The 19,794-nt window shown below is 59.5% G+C and carries 23 protein-coding genes; 17 read left to right on the top strand and 6 right to left on the bottom strand.

Annotation, left to right across the window (positions count from 1 at the left end; genetic code table 11):
• Positions 1 to 12: 12 nt before the first annotated feature.
• On the bottom strand, positions 13 to 1,368 hold the full coding sequence (locus tag ACR0MV_RS18085) for a formimidoylglutamate deiminase (protein WP_480703145.1): 1,356 nt from the start codon (positions 1,366 to 1,368) through the stop codon (positions 13 to 15).
• A gap of 81 nt (positions 1,369 to 1,449) precedes the next feature.
• Here ACR0MV_RS18085 and hutI point away from each other — a divergent pair, with 81 nt between their 5' ends.
• From hutI to ACR0MV_RS18045, 8 genes are all read left to right on the top strand, one after another.
• A complete protein-coding gene (gene hutI, locus ACR0MV_RS18080; RefSeq protein ID WP_170427666.1) occupies positions 1,450 to 2,655 on the top strand; it encodes an imidazolonepropionase in 1,206 nt (401 codons plus the stop codon).
• Positions 2,655 to 4,190, top strand: a complete 1,536-nt coding sequence (gene hutH / locus ACR0MV_RS18075) for a histidine ammonia-lyase (protein ID WP_170427663.1) — start codon at positions 2,655 to 2,657, stop codon at positions 4,188 to 4,190. The genes hutI and hutH overlap by 1 nt, the downstream gene beginning before the upstream one ends.
• Positions 4,190 to 5,008 (top strand): N-formylglutamate deformylase, encoded by an 819-nt coding sequence (hutG, locus tag ACR0MV_RS18070; RefSeq protein ID WP_480703143.1) that lies wholly within the window; start codon positions 4,190 to 4,192, stop codon positions 5,006 to 5,008. The genes hutH and hutG overlap by 1 nt, the downstream gene beginning before the upstream one ends.
• Positions 5,005 to 6,687 (top strand): urocanate hydratase, encoded by a 1,683-nt coding sequence (hutU, locus tag ACR0MV_RS18065; protein WP_480703142.1) that lies wholly within the window; start codon positions 5,005 to 5,007, stop codon positions 6,685 to 6,687. The genes hutG and hutU overlap by 4 nt, the downstream gene beginning before the upstream one ends.
• 68 nt (positions 6,688 to 6,755) lie before the next feature.
• On the top strand, positions 6,756 to 7,634 hold the full coding sequence (serB, locus tag ACR0MV_RS18060) for a phosphoserine phosphatase SerB (RefSeq protein ID WP_480703141.1): 879 nt from the start codon (positions 6,756 to 6,758) through the stop codon (positions 7,632 to 7,634).
• Positions 7,635 to 7,675: 41 nt separating this feature from the next.
• Positions 7,676 to 8,005, top strand: coding sequence for an ArsR/SmtB family transcription factor (locus ACR0MV_RS18055; protein ID WP_170427744.1), 330 nt, complete (start codon positions 7,676 to 7,678; stop codon positions 8,003 to 8,005).
• Entirely contained in the window at positions 7,993 to 8,421 is a 429-nt protein-coding gene (locus tag ACR0MV_RS18050) for an SRPBCC family protein (protein ID WP_170427651.1), read from the top strand. Before ACR0MV_RS18055 ends, ACR0MV_RS18050 begins: the two co-directional genes overlap by 13 nt.
• A gap of 23 nt (positions 8,422 to 8,444) precedes the next feature.
• On the top strand, positions 8,445 to 8,765 hold the full coding sequence (locus tag ACR0MV_RS18045; RefSeq protein ID WP_480703139.1) for a YciI family protein: 321 nt from the start codon (positions 8,445 to 8,447) through the stop codon (positions 8,763 to 8,765).
• A 3-nt stretch (positions 8,766 to 8,768) separates the two neighbouring features.
• Here the strand turns inward: ACR0MV_RS18045 and ACR0MV_RS18040 are convergent, their stop codons facing one another.
• On the bottom strand, positions 8,769 to 9,767 hold the full coding sequence (locus ACR0MV_RS18040) for an asparaginase (RefSeq protein WP_480703138.1): 999 nt from the start codon (positions 9,765 to 9,767) through the stop codon (positions 8,769 to 8,771).
• A 197-nt stretch (positions 9,768 to 9,964) separates the two neighbouring features.
• On the opposite strand from ACR0MV_RS18040, the gene ACR0MV_RS18035 reads away from it, so the two are divergent.
• The 5 genes from ACR0MV_RS18035 (at position 9,965) to ACR0MV_RS18015 (ending at position 13,449) form a co-directional block, all read left to right on the top strand.
• Positions 9,965 to 10,498 carry an invasion associated locus B family protein gene (locus ACR0MV_RS18035; protein ID WP_475201102.1) on the top strand — a complete coding sequence of 178 codons (534 nt, stop codon included), beginning with the start codon at positions 9,965 to 9,967 and terminating at the stop codon, positions 10,496 to 10,498.
• Positions 10,499 to 10,511: 13 nt separating this feature from the next.
• Positions 10,512 to 10,823 carry a hypothetical protein gene (locus ACR0MV_RS18030; protein WP_480703136.1) on the top strand — a complete coding sequence of 104 codons (312 nt, stop codon included), beginning with the start codon at positions 10,512 to 10,514 and terminating at the stop codon, positions 10,821 to 10,823.
• Between the two features lie 121 nt (positions 10,824 to 10,944).
• Positions 10,945 to 11,322, top strand: coding sequence for a lysozyme inhibitor LprI family protein (locus ACR0MV_RS18025; RefSeq protein ID WP_480703134.1), 378 nt, complete (start codon positions 10,945 to 10,947; stop codon positions 11,320 to 11,322).
• Between the two features lie 79 nt (positions 11,323 to 11,401).
• The gene (rlmN, locus tag ACR0MV_RS18020; RefSeq protein WP_480703132.1) at positions 11,402 to 12,589 is read left to right on the top strand and encodes a dual-specificity RNA methyltransferase RlmN; all 1,188 of its coding nucleotides are present in this window, start codon (positions 11,402 to 11,404) and stop codon (positions 12,587 to 12,589) included.
• A gap of 233 nt (positions 12,590 to 12,822) precedes the next feature.
• A complete protein-coding gene (locus ACR0MV_RS18015) occupies positions 12,823 to 13,449 on the top strand; it encodes a cytochrome P460 family protein (RefSeq protein ID WP_480703131.1) in 627 nt (208 codons plus the stop codon).
• 7 nt (positions 13,450 to 13,456) lie between these two features.
• Here the strand turns inward: ACR0MV_RS18015 and ACR0MV_RS18010 are convergent, their stop codons facing one another.
• Together ACR0MV_RS18010 and ACR0MV_RS18005 are read right to left on the bottom strand one after the other, a co-directional pair.
• Complete coding sequence (locus ACR0MV_RS18010; RefSeq protein ID WP_170427626.1) at positions 13,457 to 13,801, bottom strand: chaperone modulator CbpM; 345 nt, start codon at positions 13,799 to 13,801, stop codon at positions 13,457 to 13,459.
• The gene (locus ACR0MV_RS18005; protein ID WP_480703129.1) at positions 13,798 to 14,715 is read right to left on the bottom strand and encodes a DnaJ C-terminal domain-containing protein; all 918 of its coding nucleotides are present in this window, start codon (positions 14,713 to 14,715) and stop codon (positions 13,798 to 13,800) included. Before ACR0MV_RS18005 ends, ACR0MV_RS18010 begins: the two co-directional genes overlap by 4 nt.
• Before the next feature lie 147 nt (positions 14,716 to 14,862).
• Between ACR0MV_RS18005 and ACR0MV_RS18000 the strand changes: the two genes are divergently transcribed.
• On the top strand, positions 14,863 to 15,246 hold the full coding sequence (locus ACR0MV_RS18000) for a hypothetical protein (protein WP_170427620.1): 384 nt from the start codon (positions 14,863 to 14,865) through the stop codon (positions 15,244 to 15,246).
• On the opposite strand, the gene ACR0MV_RS17995 is transcribed toward ACR0MV_RS18000, so the two are convergent.
• Both ACR0MV_RS17995 and ACR0MV_RS17990 read right to left on the bottom strand, forming a co-directional pair.
• A complete protein-coding gene (locus ACR0MV_RS17995; protein ID WP_480703128.1) occupies positions 15,247 to 16,347 on the bottom strand; it encodes a cystathionine gamma-lyase in 1,101 nt (366 codons plus the stop codon).
• 3 nt (positions 16,348 to 16,350) lie between these two features.
• Entirely contained in the window at positions 16,351 to 17,193 is an 843-nt protein-coding gene (locus ACR0MV_RS17990) for an LOG family protein (protein ID WP_170427614.1), read from the bottom strand.
• Positions 17,194 to 17,272: 79 nt separating this feature from the next.
• On the opposite strand from ACR0MV_RS17990, the gene ACR0MV_RS17985 reads away from it, so the two are divergent.
• The 3 genes from ACR0MV_RS17985 to dapD all read left to right on the top strand — a co-directional run bounded on the left by ACR0MV_RS17985 (position 17,273) and on the right by dapD (position 19,771).
• Positions 17,273 to 18,190 carry a threonine/serine dehydratase gene (locus ACR0MV_RS17985; protein WP_480703127.1) on the top strand — a complete coding sequence of 306 codons (918 nt, stop codon included), beginning with the start codon at positions 17,273 to 17,275 and terminating at the stop codon, positions 18,188 to 18,190.
• Between the two features lie 44 nt (positions 18,191 to 18,234).
• Positions 18,235 to 18,834 carry a GntR family transcriptional regulator gene (locus ACR0MV_RS17980; protein ID WP_170427608.1) on the top strand — a complete coding sequence of 200 codons (600 nt, stop codon included), beginning with the start codon at positions 18,235 to 18,237 and terminating at the stop codon, positions 18,832 to 18,834.
• 109 nt (positions 18,835 to 18,943) lie between these two features.
• Positions 18,944 to 19,771 carry a 2,3,4,5-tetrahydropyridine-2,6-dicarboxylate N-succinyltransferase gene (dapD, locus tag ACR0MV_RS17975; protein WP_480703126.1) on the top strand — a complete coding sequence of 276 codons (828 nt, stop codon included), beginning with the start codon at positions 18,944 to 18,946 and terminating at the stop codon, positions 19,769 to 19,771.
• The last annotated feature ends 23 nt before the right edge of the window (positions 19,772 to 19,794 follow it).

Genomic DNA, 19,794 nt, shown 5'->3' with positions numbered 1-19,794 from the left:
TTTAGTGCCCGTTTAGACATCGGCCAGAAGATCGGCAATCGCAGCCTTGTAGGCCGGGATAACGCGCTCCCGTTCGATGTGGCGGCCTTGCTGCACCATATGCCGCCCCGCCGACCACAGATCGGTCACCAACCCGTCTGGGGCGGCAAAGCACAGCCCGTCCAGCAATTGCTGATCGGCCAGGGCGCAGAGCGTGGGGTGGGTGCGGTCGATTGCAACCAGATCGGCCAACTTGCCGACCGCGATTTCGCCCGCATCTCGCCCTAACGCCTGCGCGCCGCCACGGGCCGCTCCGGTATAAAGCGCCTGACCGACCGACCCTTCGTCTTTGACAAGCACGGTACGCGCGTGATCGCGCAGGCGTTGAGAATATTCCAGCGTCCGCAGCTCTTCGGGCAGAGAAATTCGCACATTAGAGTCTGATCCAACGCCAAAACGACCATCTGCGTCGATGTAGACAGACCCGTTAAAAATACCGTCGCCCAGATTGGACTCTGTTATCGGACACAAGCCTGCAACCGCACCGGACCGTGCAACGGCGCGCGTCTCATCATCGGTCATGTGGGTCGCGTGGATCAGGCACCAGCGGTGATCGACGTCGACATTGTTCATCAACCACGCCACTGGGCGTTGACCCAGCGCGGCTTCGACATCCGTCACCTCTTTGAGCTGTTCAGCGATGTGGATATGGACGGGACCAGTCGGTGAGGCCTGTAGAACACTTTGCAAATCCGCGGGAGATGTGGCCCGCAAGGAATGCGGGGCGATCCCAAGGGCCGACTCCGCATGGGGTAGGGCCGAACGGCACTCTTCGACCAGGTTAAGAAACTCATCCACTGAGTTGCCAAAGCGCAACTGGCCGCCCGCCAAGGATTGCTGTTCGACTCCGCCATAGGTGTAGAGCACCGGAAGGTGCGTCAGCCCGATCCCGGTTTGTGCAGCAGCGGCGAAGATGCGCTGACTTAACTCGGAAGTCTGCGCATAGGGTGCTCCGCCCGGTTGGTGGTGGACATAGTGGAACTCACCGACCGAGGCGTATCCGGCCTCTTGCATCTCAAGATAGACCAACGCGGCAATGGCTTCGATGTGCTCAGGCGTCAGCCGGTCAAGGAATCGGTACATCAGGGTGCGCCAGGTCCAAAAGCTCTCGCGCCCGGCCGCGCGCACTTCGGTCATACCGGCCATAGCCCTCTGAAACGCATGGCTGTGCAGGTTTCCCGGCGCGGGCAGCAACACATCAACCTGTGTGTCAGCGGGCTGGGCTGATGACCCGATATCCAGCGTCTTTATGTGTCCCTGGTCGATTTCCAGCCGCAGGTCACTGACCCAGTTAGAGCCTAACAAAGCGGTTTTGGCGTGGATCGTCATTGTAATTCCAATTTGTGTAGACTTTAACTTTTTATACGTATACGAAAAATCCAACGACAAAGGGAGCCCAAAAGAATCGACATGGCAAAAAAATCTGTCCTTCTAGGCAAACAGGTGGCGACCATGAGTGGCGGGTCGCAACCTTATGGGATGGTTCAGGACGCGGCACTGGCCGTCGATGGCCACAAGATCGCCTGGGTCGGGCCGCGCAGTGCCTTGCCCGGGGACTATTCTGATTGGCCTGTTGAGGATTTCGGCGACCGGCTGATCACACCTGCCTTGATTGATGCGCACACGCATGTCGTCTTCGGTGGAAACCGGGCGGTCGAGTTCGAGATGCGCCTGAACGGAGCATCTTACGAAGAGATCGCGCGCGCAGGGGGCGGAATTCTGTCTACGGTCACTGCAACTCGTGCGGCCAGTGAAGATGCGCTGCTGAACGATGCTCTGGCGCGCGTCGATGCTTTGCTGGCCGAGGGTGTGTCTTGCATCGAGGTCAAGTCGGGCTACGGCCTGGACGTCGAAACCGAACTCAAAATGCTGCGGGTGGCACGCCGGATCGGGCAATCGCGCCCTGTCCGCGTCAAAACCAGTTTTCTGGGTGCCCATGCGGTGCCGCCCGAATACGCGGACCGCGCGGACGACTATATCCGCGAGGTATGTATCCCGACCTTGCGGCAGGCGCATCAGGAGGGGCTGGTGGACGCTGTCGACGGGTTCTGCGAAGGCATCGCGTTCAGCCCCGCGCAAATTGCTCTGGTTTTCGATGTCGCGAAAGAGCTGAACCTTCCGGTCAAGCTGCACGCGGAACAGCTTTCGAACCTTGGAGGGGCAGCCTTGGCGGCCTCATACGGCGCGCTATCCGCGGATCACATTGAGTATCTGGATGAGGATGGTGTCTCTGCAATGGCGAAGGCCGGTACCATCGGCGTGCTGTTGCCGGGGGCGTTCTACACGCTGCGAGAGACACAGGTGCCGCCGGTCGATCTGTTGCGCCAATACGGGGTGCCGATCGCGCTGGCAACGGATTGCAACCCCGGGTCTTCTCCGCTGACCTCATTGTTGCTGACGATGAATATGGCCTGCACCCTGTTCCGTCTCACACCCGAGGAGGCATTGGCCGGTGTCACTCGCCATGCCGCCCGCGCCTTGGGGTTGGACGACACCGGCATCTTGGCCTCGGGTCAGCGTGCGGATCTGGCCGTTTGGGATGTCTCTCACCCGGCCGAGCTGTCCTATCGCATCGGCTTTAACCCTCTGCATAAACGCATTTTCGGAGGCGTGTGATGAATACTCTCTCGCTGGTGCCCGGTCAGGTGACGTTGTCGGATCTGGCCGACGTGTATTGGTCAGAACCCGCCGTGACACTGGATACCGCGTGCAAACCGCAGGTCGAAGCGGCGGCCAAACGCATTCTGGAGGCCGCGGCGGGCGAGCAGCCGGTTTACGGGGTCAACACAGGGTTTGGCAAACTGGCCAGCCATAAGATCGCGGCCAAGGACACCTCGACTTTGCAGCGCAACCTGATCCTCAGCCATTGTTGTGGTGTCGGACCGGCCGTGCCGCGCCGCGTGACGCGCCTGATGATGTCGCTGAAACTGCTCTCGTTCGGGCGCGGGGCCTCTGGCGTTCGGTGGGAGCTGATTGGGCTGCTGCAACAGATGCTGGCCAAAGGCGTCACCCCGGTGATCCCGGCGCAAGGGTCGGTGGGGGCGTCGGGCGACCTTGCACCTCTGGCACATATGACAGCGGTGATCATCGGTGAAGGTGAGGCAGAGGTTGAGGGCACTATCCTGCCCGGCGAACAAGCGCTAAAAACCGCCGGATTAGAGCCTATTCAGTTGGGTCCCAAAGAAGGACTGGCCTTTATCAACGGCACGCAGTTTTCAACAGCATATGCCCTGGCCGGGCTGTTTGAAGCCTGGCGCACCGCGCAAAGCGCGCTGGTCATTTCGGCCCTGTCGACTGATGCGATCATGGGGTCTACTGCCCCTTTGCAACCCGAAATTCACACCCTTCGTGGCCACCGCGGGCAGACCGAGGCTGCCAGCGCCATGCGCGCCGCGTTGGCAGGGTCCGAGATCCGCGAAAGCCACCGGGATGGCGACGCACGCGTGCAAGACCCGTATTGCATCCGGTGCCAGCCACAGGTCACTGGCGCGGCCATGGACGTCATGCGGCAGGCCGCTGCAACGCTTGAGGTTGAGGCGAACGCCGCCACCGATAACCCTCTGGTATTGACCGAGGCCGGGGCGATCGTGTCCGGCGGCAACTTCCATGCCGAGCCTGTGGGGTTCGCCGCCGATATGATCGCGCTGGCCTTGTCCGAGGTTGGTGCAATCGCACAGCGGCGTATTGCTTTGATGGTGGACCCGGCGCTCAGTTTTGATCTGCCGCCGTTCCTGACGCCGGAACCGGGTCTGAATTCGGGTTTGATGATTGCAGAGGTCACCACTGCTGCGCTGATGAGCGAGAACAAGCATCTGGCTAACCCTTGCGTGACGGACAGTACGCCGACGTCGGCGAACCAAGAGGACCATGTATCCATGGCCGCGCACGGGGCGCGACGGCTGACGCGGATGGTCGAGAACCTGAATTACATCCTGGGAGTCGAGTTGTTATGCGCGGCGCAGGGTGTCGAATTCCGTTCGCCATTGGCCACCAGCGCCCCGTTGCAGCAGGTCATCGACCGACTGCGAGCGGACATCCCCACGTTGACCGAAGACCGCTATCTTGCCCCCGTGCTTGAGACCGCAAAGCATCTGGTGGCCAAAGGGGATATCCTTTCGGCCGTAGGTACTCAAATGCCGGAGCTTGTCTGATGCAGGTGTTCAGCGTGCAGCGCGGCGACGGTCCTATTGTGCTGGGGCAGCCCCATGGGGGGACGCATGTGCCGGACGAAATTGCGCCGCGCCTGAACGGAACTGGGCGTGGTTTGACGGATACCGATTGGCACATAAACAGGCTCTATCAAGGATTATTGGCCAATGTGACGGTCGTGCAATCGCATGTCCATCGCTACGTCATCGATGCGAACCGGGACCCGGCTGGTGTCTCGCTTTACCCCGGTCAGAACACGACAACGCTTGTCCCTCTGACCGATTTCGACGGGCAACCGATCTGGATCGAAGGCCAGGAACCATCTGATGATGAGGTCGAGGCCCGGAGGATCAAGTACCACACACCCTATCACGACGCGTTGCGTGAAGAGTTGGACCGTGTTCGAAGCAAGCATGGCGTGGCGATTTTGTTCGATTGCCACTCGATCCGCTCGCTGATCCCGTTCTTGTTTGATGGTGAGCTGCCGGTCTTCAACACCGGAACCAATGACGGTCAGGCGTGCGCCCCGGCCATTGAACAGGCGGTGGATGACACGGCGTACCGCGCCGAGGGGTTCACCTCGGTCCTGAATGGTCGATTTCGTGGTGGCTGGACCACCCGTCACTATGGTCGCCCGGCTGAGGGCATCCACGCAATTCAGATGGAGATCGCGCAACGCGCGTACATGGATGAATCGCCCCCATGGGAGTGGCGTGAGGACCGTGCCGCGAAACTCCGCCCGCATCTGAAAACGATGCTGACCCGTCTCAATGACCTCGCCCTCTCGGGCGCACTGACCGCACAAGGAGCCCAGAAATGAGCGATCCGCGTAAAAACACCCGCGACATCTATCCGCCGACCGGCCCCGAGTTGAACGCCAAAAGCTGGGTAACCGAAGCCCCCCTGCGAATGCTGATGAATAACCTACACCCGGATGTGGCCGAGAACCCGCACGAGTTGGTGGTCTATGGCGGCATTGGTCGGGCTGCGCGGACGTGGAAGGATTTCGACACTATTGTTGCTGGTTTGAAGGATTTGGAAGAAGACGAGACGCTGATCGTCCAATCCGGCAAACCCGTCGCGATCATCCGAACGCACAAGGATGCACCGAGAGTGCTTATCGCCAATTCCAACCTCGTCCCTCACTGGGCGACCTGGGACCACTTCAATGAGCTCGATAAGAAGGGTCTGATGATGTACGGCCAGATGACGGCCGGCTCGTGGATCTACATCGGCACGCAGGGCATTGTTCAGGGCACCTATGAGACCTTCGCCGAGGCCGGGCGTCAGCACTATGACGGAGATCTGGCCGGCAAGTGGATTTTGACCGGCGGGCTAGGCGGCATGGGTGGTGCGCAACCGTTGGCTGCGGTGTTTGCGGGGGCCTGTTGTCTGGCTGTTGAATGCAACCCGGACAGCATCGATTTTCGCCGGCGCACAAAATACCTCGACGAAAAGGCCGAGACGCTGGATGAGGCGCTTGAAATGATCGACCGCTGGACCAAAGCGGGCGAGGCGAAGTCGGTCGGCCTGCTGGGCAATGCGGCAGAGGTGTTCCCCGAGATTTATCGCCGCATGGCCGAGGGTGGAATGCGTCCGGATATCGTCACCGATCAGACCAGCGCACATGACCCGATCAACGGCTACCTTCCGCTGGGTTGGACCATGGGAGAGTGGCGTGAGAAGCGTGAAACAGACCCTAAATCGGTTGAAATGGCCGCGCGAGTGTCGATGAAGCAGCACGTTGCCGCGATGGTGGACTTCTGGAACGCGGGCGTGCCGACGCTTGATTATGGCAACAACATCCGGCAAGTGGCACAGGATGAAGGGCTTGAGAACGCCTTTGCCTTCCCCGGCTTTGTGCCTGCCTATATCCGTCCGCTGTTCTGTAAGGGCATTGGCCCGTTCCGGTGGTGCGCCCTGTCGGGCGACCCCGAGGACATCTACAAGACCGACGCCAAGATGAAGGAGCTGTTCCCAGAAAACGAACACCTGCATCGCTGGATCGACATGGCACAAGAGCGGATCGCGTTTCAGGGCCTGCCCGCGCGGATTTGCTGGATCGGTCTTGGTGACCGTCACCGCGCTGGGCTGGCCTTCAACGAGATGGTGGCCAATGGTGAGTTGAAAGCGCCAGTTGTGATCGGCCGCGACCATTTGGACTCGGGTTCAGTCGCCAGCCCCAACCGCGAGACCGAAGCGATGCTGGATGGCTCGGATGCGGTTTCGGATTGGCCTTTGCTGAACGCTCTGATCAATACGGCCAGTGGGGCAACGTGGGTATCTTTGCATCACGGGGGCGGGGTCGGAATGGGCTTCAGCCAACATGCGGGCGTCGTGATCTGCGCGGATGGCACCGAGGACGCCGCGCGGCGGTTAGAGCGTGTGCTCTGGAATGATCCGGCCTCGGGTGTCTGGCGCCACGCGGATGCAGGCTATGACATTGCCAAGGATTGCGCGCGGGCCCACGGGCTGCGACTGCCGGGTATTTTAGGGTAGTCCCAAACTGTCTCTGGCGAAAATGCTGCACCTGCGATATGCGCAGGTGAGCTTGCCGGAGATCGAATATGTACGTTGCCACCCTTTTGACCAACCCAGCTGCGCCAAATCTGGACCCGTATTTGGTCGAGTCGATGCGGAATGCTTGGGGCGGCGGTGATATCCAGTGGCTCAGCCCGGATGAGGCGGCCGAGTTTACGCTGCCCAATATTCCAAAGAACCTTTGGGACGTTTGGGGCGATCTGCAGCCCATGGGCGTCGATCTGGTTGCCCAACCGGCAGAGGGGCGACGGAAAAAGATGCTGCTGGCCGATATGGACAGCACCATGATCCAGCAGGAATGCATTGACGAACTGGCAGATGAGGCCGGTGTGGGAGATCGGGTCAAGGACATCACTGCACGTGCCATGAATGGCGAGCTGGACTTTGAAGGTGCGCTGACCGAACGGGTCGGCTTGCTGAAAGGTCTGGATGAGGCGGTGATCGGAAAGGTTTTGGACGAACGCATCACCTTGATGCCTGGAGGCAAGGAATTGGTCGCCACGATGCGTGCGAATGGCAGTTATGCCGCCCTCGTTTCAGGCGGGTTCACTGCGTTCACGGCCAAGGTCGCCGATGTGCTTGGCTTTGATGAAAACCGTGCAAACACGTTGCTGGCCGAGAACGGCAAGCTGACCGGGGACGTGCAGCGACCGATTCTGGGGCGTCAGGCCAAGGTTGATGCGCTGGAGCAAATCACCGCGCGCTTGGGTTTGGCAGAGACGGATGTGCTGGCCGTTGGTGATGGCGCCAACGATCTGGGGATGCTTCATCGAGCGGGAACCGGCGTCGCGCTGCATGCCAAGCCCACGGTCGCCGAGCAATGCGAGGTTCGGGTGAACCACGGGGACCTGACGGCCTTGCTGTATGTGCAGGGTTATAGTCGTCTGGAATTCGTGTCCGATTAAACCGGCTAGCCATTATTTAACTTTTGTGTTAAATAATGGCTATGAACACTCTGATAAACACATTTTCTGCTTTATCTGATTCCACGCGGTTCTCGATTGTCGAGCAACTGATGCAGGACGGAGAGCTGCCCGCCGGAGACCTGATTGAAGGGCGGGGAATGTCTGGTGCCGCGATCTCGCGCCATCTGAAAGTGCTGCGCGAGGCCGGGCTGGTGCGACAGCGCGTGCAGGGAACGCAGCGGATGTATTCTATCCAACCTGACGGACTGCGGGCGATTGCGGAATGGACCATTTCCAAACGTGAGTTCTGGGAAAACAGCCTTGATCGCTTGAGTGACCTCATTGAAAGGGAAAATTCATGGCCGACCTGAAACTGGAACGTGAGTTCCCCACTACTCCGGAAAACCTGTTTGCCTGGATCAGCGATGGCGCAAAGCTGTTGCAGTGGTGGGGCCCCGAGGGGCTGCATGTGCCCGAACACGATCTGGATTTCTCGCGCCTTGGTCCATGGTACTCGGTCATGGTGAATGAAGAAGGCCAGCGATACAAAGTTTCCGGACACGTTACCCATGTCGACCCGCCCAATTCGGTCGGTTTCACCTGGGGGTGGCATGATGATCAAGACCAGCGCGGAGCCGAAAGCCACGTGACGCTGACGGTCGAACCTGCGGGGAACGGTGCCCGCCTGATCCTGGATCATCGCGACCTTGGCGATGATGAAATAGCCGCAAACCACAATTCCGGTTGGACCTCGTCGCTGCGGAAACTCGAAGCGCAATTTCAATAGGTTTTCATCGCGGAGGAAGAGAAATGCCCCAATATTTGTTTGTCTATCAAGGTGGAACCACGCCAACCGACCCCGCCGAAGTCGAAGCGACAATGGCCGCCTGGGGCGCGTGGTTCCAGAACATGGACGAAGCACTGGACATCCCCGGCAACCCGGTGGGTCAGTCGTATACGGTCAGCTCAGGCGGCGTCGTTGACAATGGCGGGGCCAACCCGGCTTCGGGCTTTACGGTCATCAAGGCCGACAGCATTGACGCCGCGACCGAGATGGCCAAGGGCTGCCCCATGGTCGTCAACGGCTCGGGCTCGGTCGAAGTTGCCGAGGTGCACGAAATCGAGATGTGAGCCTTAGCCGGGAAACCCCGGCGCAGGTCTGATCACGCCGCATTCAATTCCGCGACGGGAATACTGAACCGCGTTCATGAATTTGCGGGTGGCCGGGTGCTCGGCCTCCAGCACTCCCAAGCTGACCAGAATGGCAGCAATCGCGCATTCGCTGGCGCGGGTAGTGCCGTCGGTGATTTTCAGTGCAACGCCCAGCTTTTTCTCGGGAATGATCGCGACGAAAACCGCCTCGGCCCCGGTCTTGATCGCGGCGCGTCCGTTCATCGCTCGCATAAGTTCAGTGCAGGCGCGGCTTTCGCCAGCGACCAGTTCCGGATGTTTGATCATGGCGGCGGTGAGTTGCTGCGCGGCGTGGCTGGCCCGGTCAGACCGGTCAGCAGCTGACGCAAACCACGCCATCGAGCGCGCGAGCCCAACCAGAGACGTTGCAAAATTCGGGGCCGAACACCCGTCGATCCCGTAAGCCGGGCTGGTTTCGCCGGTGGTCTCTTCGAGGGCGGACAGGCAGGCCTGCTGTACCGGGTGGTCGATCTCAAGGTATTCCGGTCCGGCCCCCATATGCTGCGCAACAGTCAGGAACCCACAATGTTTGCCTGAACAATTGTTGTGAATCTGGCAGGGCGTATCATCGGCAAGGATCAGCCCATCCCGCGCCGCCATGTCCTGCGGTTCCTGCGGGCCACAGCGCAGGTCGTGCTCGGCCAGCCCAAGGTGATCCAGCCAGGCGGTTACGCGATCCGTGTGAATATGCGCGCCACTATGAGAGGCGCAGGCCAGCGCAAGATGTTCGCTGTTCAGGCCATACTTCGCAGCAGCGCCGGACGTAATCAACGGCAGTCCCTGGATCATTTTTGCCGAGGATCGGGGATAGATCACGGCGTTCGGATCACCCCAGCTTTGCACGATCTGACCGCTGTCATCACAGATCACTGCGTGGCCCAGATGCAGGCTTTCCAGCAATGGGCCACGCCACAGTTCTGTTATTGGTACCGGCTGCGTCATCTGGCCCCTCCATAATATGCGCAAAATTCTGCCAATCGCCCTTTCGCCTGTGGCGAAACCTGCGTTAGTGTGTGTATGTCGACAATCATCGGAATACGCAACTTACAGACGAACCGGCAGAGTTCGGACGAACCGGCAGAGTTCGTACGCATCTTCGATGGGTATGAGGTATTAGGTCGAGCTAGGAGGCTGGACAGATGGGATCAAAACTCGTCCGTGTGATCGCGGGCCTGTGCGTGGCAGGACTGGCCACAACCGCAACCGCTCAGCAGGGGACCAGCACAAATCGTGTGGCGGCAAAAACGGATTGGAGCGTTTTCGTCGAAGACGATCCCACCGAATGCTGGAGCGTGTCTGCCCCTAAGGAAACCGTTAACACCCGCGGTGGTCGCGTGGTTTCGGTGCGCCGTAGTGACATCCTGTTGTTCGTGTTCTACCGCCCCAATGCCGAGGTCAAAGGTCAAGTCACCTTCACCGGCGGCTACCCGTTTGCGGCGGGATCGACCGTGAACCTTGAGATCGACGGGACCGAGTTTGAACTGATTACCGAAGGCGAATGGGCCTGGCCAGCAACCGAAGGCGAAGACCTGAAGGTGGTTGCGGCGATGAAGCGCGGCACCGAGGCTGTTCTGACTGCACGGTCCGAACGTGGTACACAAACCAAGGATACGTTCTCTTTGCTGGGCTTTACGGCCGCAATCGAAGACGCGGAAAAGCGCTGCACCAATTGATCTGGCAAGACCCTTGCAAGCAGCCCCGTCATTTGGCGGGGCTTTTGTTTTCTTTAGAAACGACTGCTTCGTCTTTCCCGCATTTATTGATCCGTATCAAGGAAAGTCGACCGAAATTCAGCACAATAAAATCCCAAGTTTTGCGGGGAGTTTTCTGATGTTGAAGCAATCACTGACAGTTTTGCTTATGTTGGCCGTCGCGTTTCTGAGCGCATGCGAAAAAGATACTAATACCTATCCGATCACTGGTGAACAGTGTGGCCCGGACGATCCGGTCAAAACCCTGGATGCAGAAGACTGCTTCATACCACCCGCGGGCACCTGAACCTAGTCTCACTAGACGCGCAGACTTGGCTATAGAACCTTTTGGCTAGGTTACCTTAGTTGCGTTTCCTAAAATGTGATAGTTCGGTACTTAGTACGGTTTCGATCAGGAGGAAACGACCATGCGTTGGGCTTTGATTGCTTTTCTTATTCCATTTGCCGCTGTAGCCGATCCGACGCTGGAATGCTCGGACGCTGGCTCGCAGGTCGAGATCGGCGCGTGCGTTTCCGATATGGAAGCGCGCGTGAATCAGGCGGTGGCCGAGAGTTACTCATTTGCCCTCGTTGCAGCGCAAGAGCTGGATGAGGTGACGGATCGCGTTGTTGCCCAGCCCGCGCTCGAGGCCGCACAAGCCGCGTGGGAGGCTTACCGCGATACGCAATGCGAGGCAGTGGGTGCCTGGTTTGGCGGCGGATCGGGCACGGGCATTGGCATTACGTCCTGCCGGGTTGATCTGGGGCGCGAGCGCGTGGACGAATTGCTGCGAATGGCAAATTAAGCGTCACGATTTCTTTTGATCTTTGCGCGCGATCCTATATAGAGGCGCATCCCAAGCCAGAATCCGTTGAGATAAGCCAATGTCGCCCAAAGCGCCGATCACTCAAGACGTCATGACCATCCCCCGCAAATTGCCGGAGGGGAAGGTGAACCTTGTGGGTTTGACCCGTGATCAACTGCGCGAAGCCTTGATCGAACACGGCACGCCGGAAAAGCAGGCCAAGATGCGCACCGGCCAGATCTGGCAGTGGATTTACCAATGGGGCGTGCGCGACTTTGCCGAGATGACCAATCTGGCCAAAGCATACCGTGTGCAGCTTGCAGAAACGTTTGTCATCGAAATCCCCGAGGTTGTAACGCGTCAGGTATCTGAGGACGGCACCCGCAAGTACCTGTGCCGTATTGCCGGCGGGCATGAGGTCGAGGTCGTCTATATCCCGGAAGAAGATCGCGGCACGCTGTGTATCTCATCTCAGGTGGGATGCACGCTGACCTGCTCCTTCTGCCACACGGGCACGCAGAAACTGGTGCGCAACCTGACGGCGGCCGAGATTGTTGGCCAGGTGATGATGGCCCGCGACGATCTTGAGGAATGGCCGACCCCCGGCGCGCCCAAGGACGAAACGCGTCTGCTTTCGAACATCGTTCTGATGGGCATGGGAGAGCCGCTCTACAATTTTGAAAACGTCCGCGATGCGATGAAGATCGCGATGGACCCCGAAGGGATTTCCCTGTCGCGCCGTCGGATCACACTGTCGACCTCCGGCGTTGTGCCGGAAATCGCGCGGACGGCTGAGGAAATCGGCTGCCTACTGGCGATTTCGTTCCATGCCACCACCGATGAAACCCGCGACGTGCTGGTGCCGATCAACAAGCGCTGGGACATCGAAGAGTTGCTGCAGGCGTTGGCCAGCTATCCCAAGGCGTCTAACTCCGAGCGGATCACCTTTGAATACGTGATGTTAGACGGTGTGAACGACAGCGATGAGGATGCTCATCGACTGATCGACCATATCAAGCGCTATAACATCCCGGCCAAGATCAACCTGATCCCGTTTAACGAATGGCCCGGCGCGCCTTATAAGCGCAGCTCGAACAATCGTATCAGAGCGTTTGCAAACATCATTTATCAGGCGGGCTATGCCTCACCCATCCGCAAAACACGGGGCGAGGATATCATGGCCGCCTGTGGTCAGCTCAAGTCGGCCACCGAGCGCGCGCGCAAATCGCGCAAACAGATCGCAGCCGAAGCGGGCTTGCAAAGCTGATCCGCCCAAGATTTGTGCAGTGCGAGGACAGAAATTAATATTCTGTCCGCTGTCATTTGTATGCGCAATTTGATATGTTTTAAGGGCCGAAACCGGGTGCTGCTGCCTCACGTCTGTGCACGAAGCGGTGAGTTTCACCATCCGGTTGTGGCGCGTTTGTTCATGGCCGCTACTTCTTGGGTACGTGTATCGCGGCGTTCAGGCGAACCTTTTGAACCAGGTGGGCCAATTAAATGTTTTACCGATTTGAAAAATTGTTTTCGACATCACTTGCGGCTGTATTCCTTGCGGGCTTAGTCGCGCATGGGGCCGGAGCGCAATCCAGTGGTGAGGATGCGCACCTTTCCATCGAGAACCCTGCTGAGCTGTCCAAGGAAGAGGCTCTGCGCATCTACAAGTCCCTGCAGCGGCGGATGGAGCGTGGCTATGCCGCGGCGCAATTGGACCAGCTGATCAACTATCAGGCCTGGCCGTTGTTCAACGATGCGCCCTACATCTCAGCAACCCACGGGCAGCGTTATGTGAACAGTTATGCCAACCGCATGGCGCATAACTATGGTACTTTGGCCGAGGGTGAAAAGCTGCCGATGGGGTCGGTTCTGGCCAAGGACAGCGTTACCGTGACGGATGAGGGCAACGTCCACCCCGGCGCTTTGTTCGTGATGGAAAAACTTGCCGAAGGTGCCAACCCGGACACTGCGGATTGGCGCTATATCATGGTGATGCCGGACGGGTCGCTGTTCGGCGATACGATGGGCGCACGCGCCGCAGCGGTCGCCTATTGCCACGACTGCCACGAAGCGGTGGCTGACCGGGACTACACGTTCTTCGTGCCCGAGGACTACGCGGTCGGCAACTGAGCGTCGGCTATTTGCGGCCGAACCGGGCGGTGCCGATCACTTCGATCAGGGTCTGTCGCACCGGTTCCGGTTGCGCCTCGACCGCGGACAGCACCTCGCGCAGTTCTGCGCGCAAGCCATGCATCTGGTCGATCAGTGAGATCATCATCGACAGCGCGTCAGGCTCCATCTCGTATTGGTCGTGCAACTCGCAGGCCAGCTCTAGCCGCGCCACATCCAGACTGTGATACACAAGCCCCTGATCGGTTTGTTCGGGGATGACAATCTCGGCGGCCAGATACTCGGTCAAACGGGACGACGTTAGGCGGGTGACGGTCGCGATCAGCTGTTCTTCGGTCAGGGTGCGGGTCATGACGGCATTCCTTTCCGGGGATCATAGCTGTGGGTTTCGCGCCACGTCTCCATGAATTGCTTCAGTTCATCATCGATCTCGTCAGGCATTGCGATCGTCAGTTCGATCAGTTGATCCCCACGATCGGAGGAGCCCCGTTTCTTCACCCCCTTGCCACGCAGTCGCAAGGTCTTACCACTGCTGGTACCCGCCGGAACACTGACATTAACGCCACCATCAATGGTGGGGGCAGGCACTTTGCCGCCCAGAGCAGCCTCGTCGAGGGTTATCGGCAGAGTGATGTGAATGTCGTCGCCCTGACGGTCAAAGACCGGGTGCTTGGCGACCGAGACCGTGACCAGAGCATCGCCCGGAGGCCCTTCACCAAAACCCGGATCGCCCTTGCCGCGCAGGCGGATGGTCTGACCGTCGGTGATACCGGCTGGGATTTTCACTTCGATCCGGTCGCCATCGGGCAAGGTCAACTTTTGGCTGGCACCAAACACCGCATCCAGAAAGCTGATCTGCAGGCTGTAGTTGCGGTTGTGTCCCGGCGCATGAAATTCGTGTGTGCGCTGGCCATACCCGCCGCGCCCCCGCATGAATTCGGCGAAGATGTCCGACATATCATCCGGGTCAGCAGCGCGTCCACGATAGGGGTTTCCTGCGGCCTCGGCATAGTCGCGGTAATACTGCTGTTGCGGGCGTTCCTGACCCGAGGCATCAATCTCACCCCGGTCGTATTGCCCCCGCTTTTCAGGGTCTTTCAACAGATCGTACGCGGCGGCGGCGGCCTTGAACTTGGCCTCGGCTTCGGCATCGCCCGGTTTTAGGTCGGGGTGGCATTCCTTGGCGATGCGCCGATAGGCCTTTTTGATCTCGGCATCGCTGGCATCTTTGGCGACACCAAGGGCGGAATAGGGATCGTCGCTCATCTCACCTCTCGCGGGTCGGGCTGAACTGGATGGTTTTATCATGCGTTTTCAATGGGCCAAAAGGAAGAGGCTTTTGAAACCGCTCGCAAATTCCTGCAGGTCTGTTAACATATGCATGTTTTTAGGTGAACGCTGACGGAGATCCCCATGACACGCAGACTCAAGTCCATTCTGGCCCTTTTGGCCGGTAATGCCATCGGGTTGTTGCTTGCCGCGATATTGCTGCCGGAATTTGCGATCCGACCAATCTCGTTCATCGTGGTGGTGATCGTCTTTACGCTGGTCCAGTGGATTGCCGAGCCGTTGATCCTGAAACTAGGTGAAAAACGCGCGCCCGCGATCAAAGGCGGGATTGCCCTGATCGTGACATTTGTTGGTCTGTTGATAACCGATCTGGTCACCAACGGTCTGACGGTCGGTGGAATTTCCAATCTGCTGGCGGCAACGCTTCTGGTCTGGCTGGGCGCGTTGATCGCCAGCGTGGTCCTGCCGATCTACGTGTTCAAGGAACTGCGCGAGCCCAAGAAGTAACTATAGCGCGTTCAGACTGGTCTCGAAGGCCTGCCACAGTTCTTCGACCGGTTCACATCCAACTGAAAGCCTTACGAAACCCGGATCGACGTCGTCGCCCCAACGGGCGCGGCGCTCTGCCGAGCTGTGGACGCCACCAAACGAGGTAGCGGGTCGCAGCAACGGGCAGGTATTGATAAAGCTCTCGGCTTGGGCTTCCGATTTCAACGTGATCGACAGCAGGAACCCGAACCGTGTCGTTTGTGTTTTGGCCAGTGCGTGTGACGGGTCGCCCGGCAGGCCGGGATAGCGGATCGCCGTGATCGCCGGGTGATCGGCCAGCCGTTCCGCCAGAACCTGCGCCGAGCTGCACATCCGGTCGAACCGTACATCAAGCGTTTCCAAACCACGATGCAGCAGCCATGCCTCGTGCGGGCCGGGGATCGCACCGGACACGCGCCGCCATTCTTCTACCCGTTCCATGATTTTCTCGTCGCGGCTGGCAACATGCCCCATCAGCAGGTCCGAATGTCCGCCCATCGCCTTGGTGTCCGAGGCAACCACGACATCGATACCCATATCCAGCGGGCGTTGGGCCAACGGGGTCATGGTCGTGTTGTCGGCAATGGTGATCCCTCCGGCCGCACGTACAGCAGAGGCGATGGCGGGCAGGTCCATCATGTCCAACCCGGGGTTCGAAGGGCTTTCCAGAAAGACCACGTCGAACCCTTCGAAGCCGCCTTGATCAAACGCGGTCGTCGGGCGTTCAGTGACCAAGACGCCGAGGTTCGACAGAAACCGGTCGGCCAACAGTCGTGTGACGTAGTATCCGTCCGATGGAATCAGGACGCGGGACCCGGCTTTGACCGTCGCGAACAATGCTGCCGAGATCGCGCCCATGCCCGACGGAAAGGTCAGGCAAGGCGCGTTTTCCAGATGGGCCAGCACGTGTTCCAGATGCACCCAAGTCGGGTTGTCGACGCGACCGTAGGTTGGGTGACCGTCCGGCGCGCCCGGCAGGTGGTACATGCTGCTCTGCGTCAGCGGTAGGGCCACAGGCTCACCTTTGGACAACGCATTGCCGCGCAGGTGCAGCATCTCACCGGTCTTTGGGTTCGTCATGCCTCAGCGCCCCGGAATTTCGTCGCGGGGCGGGGCGGGTTCCCAATTCTCGATGATGTCGACCGCCTCTTGCGCGGTGTCGACAAAGCGGAACAGGTCCAGGTCTTCGTCCGAGATGGTGCCCGCGTCCGCAAGCGCCTCCCAGTTGATGACCTTTTCCCAGAATTCGCGACCGAACAGCAGGAAGGGGACACGCTCCATCCGACCGGTCTGAATCAGGGTCAGGGACTCAAACAATTCATCCATCGTGCCAAAGCCACCGGGGAAGATGGTGATGGCACGGGCGCGCATCAGGAAATGCATCTTGCGGATGGCGAAATAGTGGAAGTTAAAGCTGAGATCGGGCGTGACATAGAGGTTCGGCGCCTGTTCGTGCGGCAGTACGATGTTCAAGCCAATGGAACAGCCGCCCGCATCCTGAGCCCCGCGGTTCCCAGCCTCCATCACGCCGGGGCCGCCACCGGTGACGATGACGTTCTCGCGGCAACCGGTTTCGTTGGATTTCTCGGTCATCAGCCGCGCAAACTCACGCGCTTCGTCGTAATACTCAGACAGATTGGCCAGCGTTTCGGTTCGCGCGGTGTGTTTCTTGGATGGCTCGGGGATACGTGCGCCGCCGAACATGACGATGGTCGAGGTGATTTCACGCTCGGACATGATCATTTCTGGTTTCAGCAATTCCAGCTGCAGGCGCACGGGACGCAGTTCGTCCCGGCACAGGAAATCGTCATCTGCAAAGGCAAGGCGATAAGCGGATGAGCGCGTCTGCGGCGTGTCCGGTACCTCGCTCGCGGTCGAGCGGTCGGTCTGTGCGTCGCGGAATGGGCTCAGGCGGTCTTCTCTCATCGGTGATGGTTCCCTGCTTGCGTGTTCCTAAAACAGCTATAGGGTTCGCGGGCAGAGTGCCAGTCACGGAAGAACAAGAATGAATTGGAAGACCGAAATTTCCGCAGCCGCCGAACGGATCGATGGATATGCGCAGGTTACACCCGTGATGGAGTGCCGTGTGCCCGGTTTGGATGACCCGATTGAGATGAAGCTTGAACACACGCAGCACACCGGCAGCTTTAAGGCGCGCGGAGCGTTCAATACCTTGCTGAGCCATGAGGTGCCGGAGGCGGGCGTCGTAGCGGCATCTGGCGGCAACCACGGTGCAGCGGCGGCTTATGCGGCACAAACACTGGGCCATCCGGCCAAGATCTTTGTGCCCGAGCTTGCGGGACCGTCCAAAATCGCCCTGATCGAACAGACCGGCGCGGACCTGACTGTGGTGCAGGGTGAATACGCCAATGCCCTGAACGCCGCGCAGGAACATGAGGCAGCGAGCGGTGCGATGCAAATCCATGCCTATGATGCCCCCGCAACCGTTGCAGGGCAGGGGACGTGTTTCCGGGAATGGGAGGCGCAAGGATTGCAGGCTGACACTGTTCTGGTCGCTGTTGGCGGCGGCGGTCTGATTGCAGGCGGGCTTGCCTGGTTTGACGGCGCAAGAAAGGTCGTCGCGGTCGAACCCGAAACTTCGTGTGCCTTGAATGCGGCGTTGCAGGCGGATGAGCCAGTGGACGTTTCGGTTTCTGGGATCGCAGCCAATGCGCTGGGCGCCCGGCGGATCGGCGGCATCTGTTTCGGTCTGGCGCGGGGTATGACCTCGGTTCTGGTGTCGGACGATGCAATTGCAGACGCGCAGCGGTTGTTATGGCGGAGTCATCGTATTCTGGTTGAGCCCGCAGGTGCGACCGCATTGGCCGCTTTGACCTCGGGCGCGTACAAGCCGCAGCCGGGCGAACGTGTGGCGGTTCTGGTCTGCGGTGGAAATATCTCTCCTGATCCGTTTTTGGAGTGAATTATCGGCTTGTGGAAGCAGGTTAAGAATTTTATCGATAATCTATGACCGCCACGATCGCCGACTCAATCTACCAGAACCTCAGCCAGAAAATCATCACCGGCGAATTGCTTGCCGGTGAAAAGCTGCGCCAGGATCACATTGCGCGCGCCTTTGACACCAGCCACGTTCCGGTGCGCGAGGCTTTGCTGCGGCTTGAGGCGCATGGCCTTGCCCAAAGTGAGCCGCGCAGGGGCATGCGTGTTACGGCGCTGGATCCGGCTGAGGTGCGCGAAGTGATCGAGATGCGGGTCGCGCTTGAATCGCTAGCCCTCCAACACTCAGTCCAGAATATGTCTCCCGGCGCGATCAAACTGGCGGACGAGGCGCGCATCGCTTGTGACGCCGCGCAGACCATGCCCGATTGGGAGGCGCGCAACCGCGCCTTTCACCGCGCAATCCTGACGCCCTGCGGGTTGCCGCGCCTGTTGCATGCCATTGATGACCTGCACATCGCCAGCGCGCGCCACCTGTTTGCCCACTGGCGTCCCAAATGGGTGCAGCGCGCGGACAGCGATCATGCGGCCATTGTTCAGGCCTTGAAACGCAAGGATACAACGACTGCCGTTTCGATTTTGACGCGCCATATCCGGCGGGCCAGCTGATCCACCAGCGATCTGGACGCAATTTGGTCGTTCTGCGTCGCATTGCACCGCGAGGTGCAGTTGCGTATAGGCCAAACAAACGTGAACAGATTCTGCAGGGAGCTATCTGATGTCCAACGCGCAACTGGAAACCGCTATCGAAGCCGCCTGGGAGGCGCGCGATACTATCACGCCCGCCACCACCGGCGAACAGCGCGAAGCGATCGAGGATACGCTGAACGCGCTGGACAGCGGCTCGCTGCGCGTTGCCGACAAGCTGGAGAGCGGCGACTGGCACGTGAACCAATGGGCTAAGAAGGCAGTTCTGCTGGGCTTCCGCATCAAGGACATGGAAATCCAGGCCGGTGGTCCGCAGGACGGCGGCTGGTGGGATAAGGTGGACAGCAAGTTCGCCGGTTGGGGTGAAAACCAGTGGCGCGCCGCCGGTTTCCGCGCGGTTCCGAATTGTGTTGTTCGCAAATCGGCCTATGTCGCTCCCGGCGTTGTGCTGATGCCGTCCTTCGTGAACCTTGGCGCCTATGTTGACGAGGGCACCATGGTTGACACCTGGGCCACCGTTGGTTCCTGCGCGCAGATCGGCAAAAACGTGCACCTGTCCGGCGGTGTTGGCATCGGCGGCGTTCTGGAGCCGATGCAGGCGGGTCCGACCATCATTGAAGACAATTGCTTTATCGGCGCGCGTTCTGAGGTCGTCGAAGGCTGTATCGTCCGCGAAGGTTCGGTTCTGGGCATGGGTGTGTTCATCGGCAAATCGACCAAGATCGTCGATCGTGAAACCGGTGAAGTGATGTACGGCGAAGTACCGCCATACTCGGTGGTAGTTGCGGGTTCGATGCCGTCCAAGAACAACGTCAGCCTGTATTGCGCCGTGATCGTGAAGCGTGTTGACGAGAAGACCCGCTCGAAAACCGGAATCAACGAACTGCTGCGCGACTAAGTTTCGAGCAGCCCGAATACAGG

It is taken from the genome of Ruegeria sp. BC3 (assembly GCF_056539265.1).
This window is presented reverse-complemented; position numbering and strand designations above follow the sequence as displayed.

Bases quoted from the DNA above. Each gene is read 5' to 3' on its own strand.
- serB (WP_480703141.1), top strand. From the start codon at position 6,756: ATGTACGTTGCCACCCTTTTGACCAACCCAGCTGCGCCAAATCTGGAC.
- hutH (WP_170427663.1), top strand. From the start codon at position 2,655: ATGAATACTCTCTCGCTGGTGCCCGGTCAGGTGACGTTGTCGGATCTG.
- hutU (WP_480703142.1), top strand. From the start codon at position 5,005: ATGAGCGATCCGCGTAAAAACACCCGCGACATCTATCCGCCGACCGGC.
- hutG (WP_480703143.1), top strand. From the start codon at position 4,190: ATGCAGGTGTTCAGCGTGCAGCGCGGCGACGGTCCTATTGTGCTGGGG.
- ACR0MV_RS18085 (WP_480703145.1), bottom strand. From the start codon at position 1,368: ATGACGATCCACGCCAAAACCGCTTTGTTAGGCTCTAACTGGGTCAGT.
- ACR0MV_RS17985 (WP_480703127.1), top strand. From the start codon at position 17,273: ATGAATTGGAAGACCGAAATTTCCGCAGCCGCCGAACGGATCGATGGA.
- ACR0MV_RS18040 (WP_480703138.1), bottom strand. From the start codon at position 9,767: ATGACGCAGCCGGTACCAATAACAGAACTGTGGCGTGGCCCATTGCTG.
- ACR0MV_RS18055 (WP_170427744.1), top strand. From the start codon at position 7,676: ATGAACACTCTGATAAACACATTTTCTGCTTTATCTGATTCCACGCGG.
- ACR0MV_RS18010 (WP_170427626.1), bottom strand. From the start codon at position 13,801: ATGACCCGCACCCTGACCGAAGAACAGCTGATCGCGACCGTCACCCGC.
- rlmN (WP_480703132.1), top strand. From the start codon at position 11,402: ATGTCGCCCAAAGCGCCGATCACTCAAGACGTCATGACCATCCCCCGC.
- ACR0MV_RS18050 (WP_170427651.1), top strand. From the start codon at position 7,993: ATGGCCGACCTGAAACTGGAACGTGAGTTCCCCACTACTCCGGAAAAC.
- ACR0MV_RS17995 (WP_480703128.1), bottom strand. From the start codon at position 16,347: ATGACGAACCCAAAGACCGGTGAGATGCTGCACCTGCGCGGCAATGCG.
- ACR0MV_RS18015 (WP_480703131.1), top strand. From the start codon at position 12,823: ATGTTTTACCGATTTGAAAAATTGTTTTCGACATCACTTGCGGCTGTA.
- ACR0MV_RS17990 (WP_170427614.1), bottom strand. From the start codon at position 17,193: ATGAGAGAAGACCGCCTGAGCCCATTCCGCGACGCACAGACCGACCGC.
- ACR0MV_RS18005 (WP_480703129.1), bottom strand. From the start codon at position 14,715: ATGAGCGACGATCCCTATTCCGCCCTTGGTGTCGCCAAAGATGCCAGC.
- dapD (WP_480703126.1), top strand. From the start codon at position 18,944: ATGTCCAACGCGCAACTGGAAACCGCTATCGAAGCCGCCTGGGAGGCG.
- ACR0MV_RS18025 (WP_480703134.1), top strand. From the start codon at position 10,945: ATGCGTTGGGCTTTGATTGCTTTTCTTATTCCATTTGCCGCTGTAGCC.
- ACR0MV_RS18045 (WP_480703139.1), top strand. From the start codon at position 8,445: ATGCCCCAATATTTGTTTGTCTATCAAGGTGGAACCACGCCAACCGAC.
- ACR0MV_RS17980 (WP_170427608.1), top strand. From the start codon at position 18,235: ATGACCGCCACGATCGCCGACTCAATCTACCAGAACCTCAGCCAGAAA.
- hutI (WP_170427666.1), top strand. From the start codon at position 1,450: ATGGCAAAAAAATCTGTCCTTCTAGGCAAACAGGTGGCGACCATGAGT.
- ACR0MV_RS18000 (WP_170427620.1), top strand. From the start codon at position 14,863: ATGACACGCAGACTCAAGTCCATTCTGGCCCTTTTGGCCGGTAATGCC.
- ACR0MV_RS18035 (WP_475201102.1), top strand. From the start codon at position 9,965: ATGGGATCAAAACTCGTCCGTGTGATCGCGGGCCTGTGCGTGGCAGGA.